This window comes from Renibacterium salmoninarum ATCC 33209 (assembly GCF_000018885.1).
In the GTDB taxonomy this organism is placed as follows: domain Bacteria; phylum Actinomycetota; class Actinomycetes; order Actinomycetales; family Micrococcaceae; genus Renibacterium; species Renibacterium salmoninarum.
In genome coordinates this window covers 2383974-2396853 of the sequence record NC_010168.1, presented here as the reverse complement: position 1 = coordinate 2396853, position 12880 = coordinate 2383974, and the positions used below count along the sequence as shown (strand labels likewise).

15 protein-coding genes are annotated in these 12880 nt (G+C 55.9%); 10 read left to right on the top strand and 5 right to left on the bottom strand.

Translation table 11 applies throughout. The features are described from left to right. Nucleotides 1-58 precede the first annotated feature (58 nt). From RSAL33209_RS11830 to RSAL33209_RS11820, 4 genes are all read left to right on the top strand, one after another. Complete coding sequence (locus RSAL33209_RS11830) at nucleotides 59-1663, top strand: LCP family protein (protein WP_012246051.1); 1605 nt, start codon at nucleotides 59-61, stop codon at nucleotides 1661-1663. A 90-nt stretch (nucleotides 1664-1753) separates the two neighbouring features. Continuing rightward, nucleotides 1754-3103, top strand: a complete 1350-nt coding sequence (locus RSAL33209_RS11825) for an acetate kinase (protein ID WP_012246050.1) — start codon at nucleotides 1754-1756, stop codon at nucleotides 3101-3103. A 128-nt stretch (nucleotides 3104-3231) separates the two neighbouring features. Then, on the top strand, nucleotides 3232-3342 hold the full coding sequence (locus RSAL33209_RS18830; protein ID WP_233496558.1) for a GNAT family N-acetyltransferase: 111 nt from the start codon (nucleotides 3232-3234) through the stop codon (nucleotides 3340-3342). A gap of 6 nt (nucleotides 3343-3348) precedes the next feature. Further along, nucleotides 3349-3813 carry a GNAT family N-acetyltransferase gene (locus tag RSAL33209_RS11820; protein WP_233494195.1) on the top strand — a complete coding sequence of 155 codons (465 nt, stop codon included), beginning with the start codon at nucleotides 3349-3351 and terminating at the stop codon, nucleotides 3811-3813. Here RSAL33209_RS11820 and RSAL33209_RS11815 read toward each other — a convergent pair. The 3 genes from RSAL33209_RS11815 to RSAL33209_RS11805 form a co-directional block, all read right to left on the bottom strand. After that, entirely contained in the window at nucleotides 3776-5929 is a 2154-nt protein-coding gene (locus tag RSAL33209_RS11815) for a S9 family peptidase (RefSeq protein WP_049758978.1), read from the bottom strand. The genes RSAL33209_RS11820 and RSAL33209_RS11815 overlap by 38 nt on opposite strands. Before the next feature lie 60 nt (nucleotides 5930-5989). Continuing rightward, nucleotides 5990-6493 carry a hypothetical protein gene (locus RSAL33209_RS11810; protein WP_145962078.1) on the bottom strand — a complete coding sequence of 168 codons (504 nt, stop codon included), beginning with the start codon at nucleotides 6491-6493 and terminating at the stop codon, nucleotides 5990-5992. A 241-nt stretch (nucleotides 6494-6734) separates the two neighbouring features. After that, on the bottom strand, nucleotides 6735-7088 hold the full coding sequence (locus tag RSAL33209_RS11805) for a PadR family transcriptional regulator (RefSeq protein ID WP_012246047.1): 354 nt from the start codon (nucleotides 7086-7088) through the stop codon (nucleotides 6735-6737). Between the two features lie 825 nt (nucleotides 7089-7913). Between RSAL33209_RS11805 and RSAL33209_RS16425 the strand changes: the two genes are divergently transcribed. Together RSAL33209_RS16425 and RSAL33209_RS16420 are read left to right on the top strand one after the other, a co-directional pair. Continuing rightward, entirely contained in the window at nucleotides 7914-8396 is a 483-nt protein-coding gene (locus RSAL33209_RS16425) for a serine hydrolase (RefSeq protein ID WP_012246046.1), read from the top strand. An 81-nt stretch (nucleotides 8397-8477) separates the two neighbouring features. Further along, nucleotides 8478-9041, top strand: coding sequence for a hypothetical protein (locus RSAL33209_RS16420; protein ID WP_012246045.1), 564 nt, complete (start codon nucleotides 8478-8480; stop codon nucleotides 9039-9041). Nucleotides 9042-9117: 76 nt separating this feature from the next. Here RSAL33209_RS16420 and RSAL33209_RS18205 read toward each other — a convergent pair whose 3' ends face one another. Continuing rightward, entirely contained in the window at nucleotides 9118-9636 is a 519-nt protein-coding gene (locus tag RSAL33209_RS18205) for a hypothetical protein (RefSeq protein ID WP_012246044.1), read from the bottom strand. Between the two features lie 30 nt (nucleotides 9637-9666). After that, entirely contained in the window at nucleotides 9667-10125 is a 459-nt protein-coding gene (locus RSAL33209_RS18200) for an NAD-dependent epimerase/dehydratase family protein (RefSeq protein WP_012246043.1), read from the bottom strand. Between the two features lie 113 nt (nucleotides 10126-10238). Between RSAL33209_RS18200 and paaA the strand changes: the two genes are divergently transcribed. Genes paaA through paaD form a run of 4 tightly spaced genes read left to right on the top strand, consistent with a single transcriptional unit; the run spans nucleotide 10239 to nucleotide 12878 of the window. Continuing rightward, on the top strand, nucleotides 10239-11225 hold the full coding sequence (gene paaA, locus RSAL33209_RS11785) for a 1,2-phenylacetyl-CoA epoxidase subunit PaaA (protein WP_012246042.1): 987 nt from the start codon (nucleotides 10239-10241) through the stop codon (nucleotides 11223-11225). Continuing rightward, nucleotides 11225-11524, top strand: coding sequence for a 1,2-phenylacetyl-CoA epoxidase subunit PaaB (gene paaB, locus RSAL33209_RS11780; RefSeq protein ID WP_012246041.1), 300 nt, complete (start codon nucleotides 11225-11227; stop codon nucleotides 11522-11524). Before paaA ends, paaB begins: the two co-directional genes overlap by 1 nt. Continuing rightward, nucleotides 11524-12375, top strand: coding sequence for a 1,2-phenylacetyl-CoA epoxidase subunit PaaC (gene paaC, locus RSAL33209_RS11775; RefSeq protein ID WP_012246040.1), 852 nt, complete (start codon nucleotides 11524-11526; stop codon nucleotides 12373-12375). The genes paaB and paaC overlap by 1 nt, the downstream gene beginning before the upstream one ends. Beyond that, nucleotides 12372-12878: a 1,2-phenylacetyl-CoA epoxidase subunit PaaD gene (gene paaD, locus RSAL33209_RS11770; RefSeq protein WP_012246039.1), complete on the top strand. Its 507-nt coding sequence runs from the start codon at nucleotides 12372-12374 to the stop codon at nucleotides 12876-12878. Before paaC ends, paaD begins: the two co-directional genes overlap by 4 nt. Nucleotides 12879-12880: the final 2 nt, after the last annotated feature.

Below are 12880 nucleotides of genomic sequence, written 5' to 3'. Positions count from 1 at the left end.
ATGGCGTATTCTCAACCCTTAAGCCACTCCGGGGGAATGATCAGTGAGGGAAGCCAATATGAGCCGTCAATCCAGACGGCGCGAATCACCGCGCCACCTGGTACCGCTGGAAGGTCCCACCAGGCCGGGACCAACCTTCGGGTTACTTTTGCTCAATGCAGTTTTCCCTGGTGCGCCGAGATTCATCCGCGGTGGCAACACCTGGTTACGCTGGCTCTTTTTGGTCATTCCCGCGATATTTTGGGCAGCGGCTGCGTACGTTGGCGTTTCGGTACTTGTTGACAAGACCTCGGCAATTTCGCGCATCACACACCCGGGTCGCTCGATGGCCGTTCTGGTTGGTCTGGCCTCGCTATCACTCTGGTACGTGATTACTTATCTGGATATCTTCGGCTTAGTCCGATTCCCCAGGCTGCGATCCGCGCTTAAAGTCGGGACCGTCGTCGTGCTTGTTCCACTACTGCTGTTTACCGCTGGCGGCACCGGCTATGCGGCCTATCTGGTCAATCTCAGTCGTAATGCGCTCGCGGATATTTTTAGCGGACCTGTTGCCGGAGGTGCCGACGATAAACCGGTTACTCCCTTCTTGAATCCCATTGATGGCCGGTACAACTTCTTGGTTATGGGCGGCGACGCCGGAGAAGACCGGGTCGGTCGTCGGCCGGACAGCATCATGGCGATTAGCGTGGACGCGACCACTGGCGCCGCAGCAACGATCAGCCTGCCGCGTAATTTCCAAGGAGCCCCTTTCCCGGCTTCTTCGCCGCTGAAGAAGGTTTTTCCCACTGGATTTAGCTGTGGCGACGAATGCATCATTGGCAATCTCTACTCCAAGGTCTCTGAGAACTATGCTTCGTTGTACCCGGGAGCTGCTGATCCTAGTGCTAAAGCAATGATGGAAACCGTCGGAGAAATCCTGGGCCTGACCATGCAGGCGTTTGTCATTGTGGACATGGACAATTTCTCGCAACTTGTGGATCTGTTCGGTGGCGTCAAGATCAATGCTGGCGGTTGGGTACCTATCAGTGGTGAGGCTATCGGTATCAACGGCTTGCATTTGCCGCCTGAGGGTTGGATTGCGCCCGGTGCTCAGACTCTGGACGGGTACCACGCGCTTTGGTACGCGCGCTCCCGTGAGTGGACCACTGATTATGCACGCAGCTCGCGGCAGCAGTGCGTGGTTCAGGCGCTAGTGAAGCAAATGGACCCGCTCAAGGTGCTCACCAAATTCGGCGAGCTAGCCAAGGCCGGTACTCAGATCATGGAATCGGATATCACTACCGAACAGCTCGGAACCTTTGTTGGGCTGGCTCTAAAATCTCAGGGCCAAGAGGTCAAGAAACTGACCCTGGGTCCACCAGATTTCGGAATTGAGTTTTCCACCTATCCTGATTTTGCCCAGATCAAGAGCCGCGTTTCAGCGTTGCTAGGCAAGACGCCGCCAGCAGATTCAACGCCAGCATCGGGTGCTCCTACGCAGCAGGCCTCAGGCGGAGCTTCCTCGACTCCGGCTGTTCCGCCGACTTCTCAGGCCCCAGGTGGATCGAATAGCTCCTCTACGCCACCGGTCACCGAACAGTATTTGCAGCAGCTGGCGCGGAACGGAAATAGCGATTCATTGGTTAGCCTGCTAGCGAATAACGGTAACTGCACGCCCGGCTGAGCTATTTCGTGGCTGAAGGGCATCGGTTGATTGACGAGTATTTGCTCACAATCCGAGCTATCTGAGCCTTGAGTTTGGCAGGATGGTTACATGACTCAGGGGATTTACGTCAGTGCCACCATGCCGGGATCCGGTAAATCGCTCATTACCTTGGGTTTGGCTGATGCCATGCACCGCCGTGCAGACCGGATTGGCTTCTTCAGACCGATCGTGGCCGAAGAAGACACCGCGAATGATCCGATGGTTGCCATGATGGCGCGGACTTTTGATCTTTCGCCGAATGCTTGCAGAGGTGGCATTACGGCAAAAGAAGCTCGCTCTTTGCTCGCCGCTGGCCAGCGCGAGGAAATCGACGCTCGTTGCGTCGCGATCTATTCGGAGATTGCGAGCGAAGCTGGTGAAGTCTTGCTTGAGGGGCTAATTGAAAAGATTGGTCAATCCGAAGTTGCTGACCATGCTGAGGCGTTGGAATTGGTGGCTACCGAAATTGGTCAGCTGCGAATCGACGCGGTGGGGCATCGGGTAGTTCATGGTGGCGAGCGTTTCAGTGCGCCGGTTCTTATTGACAATGAAATTACCCGGGCAATCGAACGACTCAACCCTTTGGCGCCGCTGCATAATCCAGCCAATGTACTAGGAATCCGGGCTATTGCGGCTAAATGGCCAGATCTGCCACAGGTTGCGGTGTTTGACACGGCTTTTCATCGGAGCCTGCCGGAAGAAGCCTGGCGGTACACGCTAACCGACGAGTTGTACCGGAAACACGGCATTCGGCGTTACGGGTTCCATGGGACGAGTCACGAATACGTCTCCCGGCATGCGGCCAGGTTTTTACAGATAGCGCCGGAGAAGTTCGACGGCGTCATTGCGCACCTCGGCAACGGTGCTTCGATTACCGCGGTCAAGGCGGGAAAAAGCATCGACACCTCAATGGGTTTCACTCCGCTCGAAGGTCTGGTCATGGGCGCCCGTAGCGGTGATCTTGACCCGTCAATCCTGGTTTACCTGGCACGGCAGGGCTACGACGCGGATGCCCTGGACACGATGCTCAACCGGGAGTCAGGCTTACTGGCGTTGGCCGGCGACAATGACATGCGTTCTGTGGTGGAACTTGCCGAGTCAGGTGACGCGGGAGCCAAAATGGCGCTCGCGGTGACAAGCTACCGATTGGCTAAGTACGTCGGTGCGTATCATGTGGCTGTTGATGGAGCGAAAGCGCTGGTATTTACCGCCGGTATCGGTCAAAATTCGAGCCGATTTCGTGAGCTAGTAGTGGCTCGACTCGGTGCACTCGGTATTGTGCTCGATGCCGGAGCCAATGCAGTGCGGTCGGAGGAAGCTCGCTTGATTAGCGCAGTTGATTCGAAAATTCCGGTATTGGTGGTGCCCACAGATGAGGAGCGAGCCATCGCGGAGGCGACGGCGGCCGCCGCTGGGTGAGCTCCTGATAGCCCTCCCCACGTAGCTAGCATTTTTGTGGGGAGGAGTAATTATACCCCACACAGCGCGCGCACTTGGTGGGCATGCCTTTCGGGTAGGAGAGCAGGTATGGTGCAGATATGTCTCAGATGCCCGCCATCCCATACCCGCTGCACACTGAGCGCTTAACACTCCGTCGCTATGTCCCGGAAGATCTCGCGGCTTACCACGCTTACCAGTCGCTGCCCGAGACCGCATGATTCCTAATGAACGAGGCACGTAGTTTGGCTGAATCCATGGAACGGGTCGGCAAATTCTACCGAGCAGAGTTCAACGAGCCGGGTGAGTGGGCCAGTTTCGTCGTCGAACGGCGAGCCGAGCCCGGGCTGCTGGGCGATATCTCTCTGAAATGGGATGACGGCGGCGATGCCGAGCATGGCTTTGTCGGCGAAATTGGTTGGACCTTTGCCCCGGAAAACCAGGGCAAAGGTTACACAACCGAAGCCGCCCGTACGGTGCTCAAACTTGCCTTCGAATCCTTAGGCTTCCAGCGCGTCCAAGCACGATTAGACGTCGAAAACCCGAGTTCGCGGAAACTGTGCGAACGGCTCGGCATGACACTTGAAGGAACGCTCCGAGACAACTGGTATCTCAAAGGAGAGTGGACTTCCGAGGCGATCTATTCGATCTTGCTTAGCGAGTGGCAGTCGCAGAACTCACCAGGGTCGTAGCACCAAGCGCATCAGCTAAGAAGGCGTAGTCCCAGGCGCGAGTTTTCCAGCCTTCATAGCGACCGGAAGCGCCGCCATGGCCGCCATCCATTTCGACCTTCAGCACAATTGGTTCGCTACCGGTACTGGTTTCGCGCAGCACCTGAACCCATTTGGCCGGTTCTACGTAGAGCACTCGTGTGTCGTTGAAGCTGGTTACTGCGGCGATTTTTGGATACGCAACCGGACGCACATTCTCGTACGGCGTGTAGTCCTTCATGTATCGGTAAACCTCGGGATCCGTGATCGGGTTGCCCCATTCTTCCCATTCCAGAGCGGAAAGTGGCAGATCCGGGTCCAAGATGGTGGTCAGCGCGTCAACGAATGGAACTTGGGCGACGACGGCGGCGTATTTCTCCGGGGCTAAGTTCAGCACCGCACCCATCAACAATCCACCCGCAGAGCCGCCCATAGCTGCAATCCGAGCCGGGTCTGCCCAGCCCGAGCCAGCGAGCCAATCGGTGGCGGCGACGAAGTCTGTGAACGTGTTTTTCTTCGTGAGCTTTTTACCGTCTTCGTACCAGGTGCGGCCCAGCTCGCCACCGCCACGGATGTGTGCCATGACAAATACGATGCCGCGATCCAAAAGCGAGAGCCGGGGCAGCGCGAAGCCAGGATCCATGCTGATCTCGTAGCTGCCGTAACCGTAAACAACTGCCGGGTTAGATCCATCGCGCTTCAGGTCAGCCCGGCGGATCACCGACAGTGGAACCTTCGTGCCATCGGCTGCCGTGGCCCATTCGCGTTCCGCTACGTAGTCCTCAGCGTTGAAATTGCCAAGAACAGGCGTTTCCTTCCGCAAAATTAGCTCGCCGCTGGCCAAAACGTAGTCATAGACCCTTGGCGGGGTGACGAACGAGGTGTAGTTGAGACGGATCTGCGGGGCATTGAATTCAGCCAACGACAGTTCAACGGTGTAAAGCTCTTCGTCGAAACTCGGCACGATAGGAGTGGACAACAAATCTTTCAGCGGCAGGATTTGCACCTTGTCGGTGGTGGCCTTACGTACCGAGATGAAAGCGTGCGTTGCATTGGAACCCGTTCCATTCACTCGCACGGATTCGCTATGCGGCACTACGGTTGTCCATTGCTGGTCGGCCAACGGCTTGCTCAGTTCATCGACGGAAACTAGTGAAACCATCGAGTTACGTGCGTCACGGTTGTGCGTGATGATCAGCTGACGCTTGCCCTCGATGGTGACCGGGTCGACGTCGTACAGCACACGCTCGTCGCGAGAGATTACCAAAGTGAGGCCGTCCTCGCGATTGTCAAAATCAAGGAGGTGCGTTTCGCTGTATTCGGAGCAACCGATCGAGATGAGCAATTGCCTGCGATCAGCCGAAAGATCGAAGCCAGTCCACATACCTAGATCGTCTTCTTGGAAGAGCACGGTGTCTTGGCTCGAGGGTGTGCCAAGGATGTGAGATTTGACCTGGTAGGGACGCCAGGAATCGTCGACGACGGTGTAGAAGAGCTCGGTGCCATCGGGGGAGAAGGCTACGCCGTAGAAGATATTTTCAATCTCATCGGCAAGCAACTCTCCGGTTCGGAGGTCCTTGATGCGCAAGGTGAACCGCTCATCGCCGGCATTGTCCACGGCGTATGCCAAGAGGTTGTGGTCGCGAGTTAGCGCCTGGCCGCCGATGGAGAAAAACGGTTTTCCTTCAGCCTCAGCATTGCCGTCGAGCAGAATTTGTTCGCCGGCAATGGGCTGGCCAGCTTCGACGGCGGGCGGCGTCCAGTCCGCAATCTGGTCGCCAGTCTCCGATGCGGCTACTCGGCAATGGATTCCGTATTGCTGGCCCTCTTCCATTCGCACGTAGTACCACCAGTAATCGCGACGGTACGGAACGGAAAGATCAGTTTCCTGGGTGCGGTCCTTCATCTCATTGAAGATGGCTTGCCGCAGCGGTTCTTGATGTTCGGTGATTTGATCCGTGTAACTCTGCTCTGCTTCAAGGTGTGCCACTACCTCGGGGTTTTCCTTATCGCGGAGCCATTCGTAATTGTCGGTGAAGACATCGCCGTGATGGCTTCGGGTGACTGGGATTTTCTTAGCAATCGGAGCACTGGTCATGCTGTTCACTTTATGGCCAAGGATGCCGGGACAGGAAGCGGTTTCGCTGGCAGCGGGAATCTAATAGCGCCATAGGAAGACGGCGCAAATAGCGAGAAAGATCAATGAGGCTGCGGTGAATCCCCAATTTCGCAATCTGGTTTGCCACTGTTTACCGAGTTCCGCCGTCAAGTACTCTTTGGGAGTGTCATGTGGGCTGTAGACGGGTTCTATTGGGGCAAGTCCGAACTGAGCCCAGACTGAGCCAGCTAGCCCGAGCGCTAAGCCAAGAGCTAAGAGCAACGAGGCTGGTGCTTGAATTGAGCTTCGCGGGTCTTGGCTAAGCTGAGCGCCGATAACTATTATGGCAACGATTATGACGACAAAGGCTGCGGCTTTAATCCAGATTTTCGCGACTCGAAGACGCTTTTGTTTGAAGTAGTCGCCATTGATCAATGTGGCTACGAAGTAGGTAACTGGGATTAACAACCAGAACCATTGCACTGTCACTTTTCCCGGGCTCAAAAGGTTCAATGCGCTCGGGAAAAGGATCCAAAATCCAAGGATTTGAAGGGTCAGCGGCATGGCGTTGACCATACTCGTCCACAGTTTTATCTCGTCTGGTGAGAGTCCTAGCCCCCTTGCGTACTCAGCGGGATCACCGAATGTCTTTTGGTGCCATTCACCACTGTCTTGGCAGAATTGGTCGGTCTCGTTGAGCGCCGTGCCGATTTTTGATCCAGCTACGCCAAGTGCGCGGAGTTCGTTAATGCAGTCCGCTCGCCATTGCCAGTCCTCAAGCTTCAACTTAGCCAGAACGCTGTCATTAATCGCGATCCTTTCCGATGATTTTGCTATTCAAGAGTTCGCTTGTGCGGTGCGCGAACTCATTCCACAAGCGACGCTGTCGATCTAGTTCGGCGAAGCCCGCTCTCGTGAGCGAAAAGTATTTGCGTCCGGGGCCGCCGTCGCCCTCGCGCCACTCATTACTGAGTAAGTCGGCCGCTTCAAGTCTCGCTAGCAAGGGGTAGAGCGTGCCGCCTTTGACCGCGCCTAAGCCAGCAGATTGCAAGGCTGCCGCAATGGCATAGCCGTATGTTGGCCCGGTAGACAGGGTCTGCATGACGCACAGGCTCAAAGCGCCGCGCAGCCAATCATTTGGCCAGACCTCTTCTTCCACAACTATATTGTCTGTCTATCTAGATGAAGTCGCTTCTTCGACCAGGGTCTCTGAGGCTGCTTCGCTGGACCCGATCTGGATCTCGGACCGCAAGTCGCATTGCGATTATCAGGCGCTGTTGATTTCGAAATAAGGGTTCGTGTTTTCCGAGGCCAAGCTGTCATGACCGACTGGAGTGTTCACTTGCAATCTTTTATCGACGGCGATGCCTCAAGTCCAGCTCATCGCCCTTGCGGAGTGCTTACCTCTGATCCGCTACCGGGCAGGTTGCAGTATTGAGCCTGCGCATCGGGATGTCTCTGAAGAATCACTCCACAGGTTCTTGACAGAAAGCTGCTCGCTCCGTCTAATTAGATCCGAGTGTGGATTAATTGTTCACGGCTTCTTCGCGGAACATCCACCCAAAACAGTACTTATCAAAGGTTGGGGTCTTTCGTGTCTAAATTGAGTAATAGGGCTATTGCGATTGGCGTTAGCGCGCTCCTCGTCGCAGGTATCCCAATAGCGGCACAAGCCGCTCCTGTCGCATCCGCATCTTCGAGTTCGAATGGTGACATTGGATCGTCTTTCGCTTCGTCTAGTTTGTCTGCCCAATTGAGGGTTTTGATTGCTAAACAGCGGTTTCAAGATGTTCTTGATTCGGATCCAGATTCGAATAAGCCCACGGCAGCCAGCTTCAGTGCAAGATTTGGCCAGCAACCGTCCTGGAAATCGACTTTCATCCCGGATGAATTGGAAATTCCTGGTAAGGCTTTGGCGGCCCCCAGCACAGCTACTGGCCTATCTGCGAAGCCGAAATATGACTAGATTCGGCAGACGCCGAATATGGACGCGACTGTTATCGAGCTCGATGATAGTGGTGCGCCCGTCAGCGCTGCGAATGTAATTCTTAGCCCTCAGAACCCTTATGGTGTCTCGGTTCCGATCGATAAGAACTTCTCCACCGATAAAGCGGTTCGGTGGCGGGACTGGGATGACGCCCTCTGGGACTTCAATGGCGGAATTGGTAAGACTGATCTAGAGCCAGGCACTGAAAACTCACCTATCGACTTCATGCTGCCGTATCCGGCCTCGGTATTGAAGGTCATGGTGGGGTTCGGTGTTCTCCAGCTGGTAGATCAAGGAAAAATCACTCTTGACGGCAATTATGACTACAAACCGACTGGTAGCAGTGCTACTTGCACCGGTGATACCTCGAAGCCAGTCAAACAGTATTTTGACGAGATGATCACCTACTCAGATAATCATTCAACGTGTGCGTTGATCAAGATATTGCATGACAACAATGCAATTGCGTCACTGAACTAAACGTTCAAAGACAACGGCCTGGATCTACTCCGCTTAGTAGGCACGAATCCGGCGAATGGCGGAACGTGGATCTCAAGTCAGATGAGTTCCTTGGATACCGCAAAATTGCTCTTGGTAATTTCTGGATCGCCGGGAACATTTTGGACGGCGCCCAATGGGACCAAGGTCACCCGTGATTTGTTGTCTCAATCGTCCCGGGACTTCTTCATGTCAGAACTGGGCGATCAAGGTCTCAACATCATGCTTTCGACAACTAATCGGTGCGGAGCAAAGTATCCCGCACCGGGGATTCCGACTGCTGCACCCAATCGCTGGGTTGATCCGCTGACCGGCACCGTCAAACTTCCGGAAATTGGTGAATTTGGCCGGGACGTGCGTCCTTGCAACGACAAAGCTGAGGTGAAGTTCTCCCATAAGAACGGCTCAACTCCTATCAACAGCACGGAGGCCGGCATTGTCAATTCACTACCGGGCAAGGACAAGCGAAACTACATTGTCGTGTTTACCTCGAACCTCAGCTCTCGCTACGTCGACGCGTATCGTCCGGACGATACCCCTGGTCTCTTCCCAGTTATTAATACTGAAAAGATCGGCAAGCTGGGTAAGGATATCGATTCACTGATGCGGGTCCGAGCTGCTTGGTAGCTAGGATTTCTTGGGCTAAGACCAGCGTCTAGTCTTAGCCCAAGGGCGGCGGACACATGTCGTGTCCGCCGCCCTTTTAGACTAAATGCCGATTTTCACTGGCGTAGTCGAACAATCCAGTGAAAAACGGGTCATCATCATCTGGTCGTTCTGCAGGGTTCGCAATCAACCAGTCCAGCTCAGCGCCGATTGTTTCGGCATAGTTGCCAACTGGGCGGTATCCGAGTGCCAACGAGGCTGAGGTTTCGAGGACAACTGGATGGACTGCTGTCCAGGGATGCGCGCCGAGCTCGGGGTCGACGTCGTCCGCCAGCAATATCTCTTGCCACTGAGACCCAAAATGTTGCGCCACGGTTCGGCAGATCTCCAGCGCGCTAGGAGCGTCCGGATCAGCGCTATTGAGGATTCGCCGTCCTGGGATTCTAGCCACTTGTTCGATCAGGGCTGCGGTATTCGCCGCCGCAGTGGTGTGGTTGATATCGCGACCCTCACGGGCAAGGAAGACTGTCTTGCGTTCGTCGAGAATACGTTTCACGAAGACCCATTCCCGTGCTTGCGCAGTGCCAATTCCGTGTACCTTTGAGGCTCGAATCACGGTTACGGGATAGCTGCTGTCCAGTAATAGTTACTCGGCCGCGACTTTGTTTGGGCCGTAGCCTTCACGGCTCGCAAAGTCGGAATTCTGCGCGGGCAGGGTGGCTTGCTCTTCGGAGATCGGCCCAGAGAACTGCGGAGGCTCGTCGGAGTTGGCATGCCGTCCTTGCTCATCTTGGTAAACGGCTTTGCTGGAGAGCATCACGGTGCTGGAAAACCCGGCGAGGTGAGGTAGCAGCATCTTGGCGTGCGCTTCGTTGAAGCTCAGCGCATCTACTAATAGATCCGCACCTGCTCCGAAGACGGTTTGAAGATCGGTGCTGTTGTAGCGATCGGCCGATTGGAATGTGGCTCCAGCTTCGCGCAATTCAGCAGGAAAATTTTCGGCGTTCCGCCCGACGACGTCGACTGTCCAACCTTCGCTAAGAAGTTTGCTAGCAGTCGCCCGGCCCAATGCTCCGGTGCCGCCGAGAATAACTGCGTGATTCATAAGCCCAGCCTAATGCGAGCGGCGTTGACCCACGCCGAGCATCCTGGATATACTGAACGAACGGTCAGTAATTCGATTCCGGACGCGGAATCCGAACCCCGTAGGGAGCAGCAATGGCGCACACACTCGAGTCGGTCTCAACTGAGGCTGGCAGATCTGCAGAGGCAGCCGGCAAAGAGAACTTCGACCGGGTCATCGCCGCGGATTCACGCATTGAACCGCGGGACTGGATGCCAGAGGCCTACCGAAAGACACTAGTTCGGCAGATTTCCCAGCACGCGCACTCGGAGATTATTGGCATGCAGCCTGAGGCGAATTGGATTTCGCGTGCGCCGAGCCTCAAACGCAAAGCTATTCTGATGGCAAAGGTGCAAGATGAAGCCGGTCACGGACTGTACTTGTACTCCGCCGCCGAGACGCTTGGCACGCCGCGCGAGAAGATGACGACAGACCTCATCGCCGGCAAAGCGCGCTATTCCTCGATTTTCAACTACCCAACGCTGAGCTGGGCGGATGTCGGCGCAATCGGCTGGCTGGTTGACGGCGCCGCAATCTGCAATCAAGTTCCGCTCTGCCGCGCTTCCTATGGACCATATGGTCGCGCAATGGTTCGCGTTTGTAAAGAAGAGTCGTTCCACCAGCGACAGGGCTTTGAAATCCTGCTCGAATTGGCCAATGGCACCCCGGCGCAGAAGCAGATGGCACAGGATGCGGTGAATCGTTGGTATACCCCTTCCCTGATGATGTTTGGCCCGCCGGATGACGATTCGCCGAACTCGATCCAGTCCATGGCCTGGAATATCAAACGGTTCTCTAATGACGAACTTCGCCAGCGCTTCGTATGCATGATGGTTGAACAGGTTGAAGTCCTTGGGCTGACACTGCCAGATGACCAGATCCGGTTCAACGACGAAACTAATAAATGGGAACACGGTTCGCTTGATTGGGACGAGTTCAAAGAGGTACTAGCAGGCCGTGGACCATGCAATTCGCAGCGGCTAGAACGCCGTCGAGAAGCCCATGAAGATGGTGCCTGGGTACGTGAGGCGGCTGCCGCCTACGCTGCTCGAAAGCACGCTGAACAAGAAGGAGCCGCCTGATGTCGCAGTCCGAGGGAAATCAGCCCTGGCCGTTGTGGGAAGTTTTCGTCCGGTCGTCTCGTGGCCTTTCGCATGTGCACGCCGGCTCGTTGCACGCCCCGGATGCCTCAATGGCGCTGCGTAACGCACGCGATTTGTATACCCGCCGCAATGAAGGCGTGTCTGTTTGGGTAGTGCCCGCAGATGCTATTTCTGCCTCGGATCCGGGATCGAAGGGCGCTTTCTTTGAATCGCCGCAAGGCAAGGATTACCGCCACGCCACGTACTACACGAAGAGTGAAGGGGTGAAACACCTCTAATGGCGCAAGAATCAGCAACTCGAATCACGCCCGGCAACGCGCTGCGTCCGGAGGACATTGCCGACGCCGGTGCGAGGCCAAGCGCTACGGTCGCCGAGTACGCGCTGCGGCTGGGCGACGACGGGTTGATATTGGCGCAAAGACTTGGTTGGTGGATTTCGCGCGCGCCCGAGCTTGAAGAAGACGTGGCACTGGGCAATATCGCCTTGGATGAGCTCGGACATGCGCGTTCCTTTTTGAGCTACGCCGCAGGTGCTTTCGACCGCCCGGACGGTACGCCACAGACCGAAGATGATTTGGCTTACTGGCGTGGCGAAACCGAGTTCCGTTGTGCGCAGCTCTTCGAGCAACCCAACGGCGACTTTGCGCGGACTATCGCGCGCCAACTGGTTGTTTCGGTTTACCAATTTGAGCTGTACTCCAGGCTGCAGAATTCCAGTGATTCCACGCTAGCTGCGATTGCTGCCAAGGCGGTCAAAGAGGTTGATTACCACCGAGATCACGCGAGCCAATGGGTGCTCCGACTTGCTTTTGGAACGGAAGAGTCTCGGCGTCGGATGATTCATGGTCTGGCGCTGACCTGGCCGTACGTTGAAGAGCTTTTTGACGAAGATGCTTTGTATCAAGAACTTGGCTCGATAGCCGACGGCGGAGTTTCGGTACCGCCGTCGTTGTTCCGGGCCGAATTCGACGCCTTTATTGCTGCTGTTTTGACCGAGGCGGAGCTTGAAATTCCGCAAACGTCACGCGTTAGCGGCGGCGGGCGCCGCGGTCAGCGCAGCGAACACCTGGGCTACCTTTTGGCTGAAATGCAGGTGCTGGCTCGAGAGCATCCGGGAGCTGGCTGGTGAAAACTCTTACAAAGAAATTGGCCCAACACGAGCTGTGGGAAATCGCCGCAAGCATCAACGATCCAGAAATTCCGGTGCTCAGCATTGCTGAGCTGGGCATCCTGCGCGCCGTCGAAACGACTGAGCATGGAGTCAAGGTCACCATCACGCCTACCTATTCTGGCTGTCCGGCGATGGACGCGATTCGGGCAGATTTGATCACCGAATTCGGGCGTGAAGGCCTTGAGGCCAGCGTGGAATCGGTACTTGCGCCAGCCTGGACTACCGACTGGATGACGGAGTCTGGCAAGGCGAAGCTCACTGAGTACGGAATTGCGCCGCCCAGTGGCACCTCGCAGGTTGGCAGCCAGAGTGGGCCAGTTCGGCTCAGTCTGGCGGTGAAGTGCCCGCTGTGCAATTCACTCAATACTCGCGAACTCACGCGCTTCAGTTCTACCTCCTGCAAGGCGCTGTACAAGTGCCAGGACTGCCAGGAGCCCTTCGACTATTTCAAGGTGCATTAACT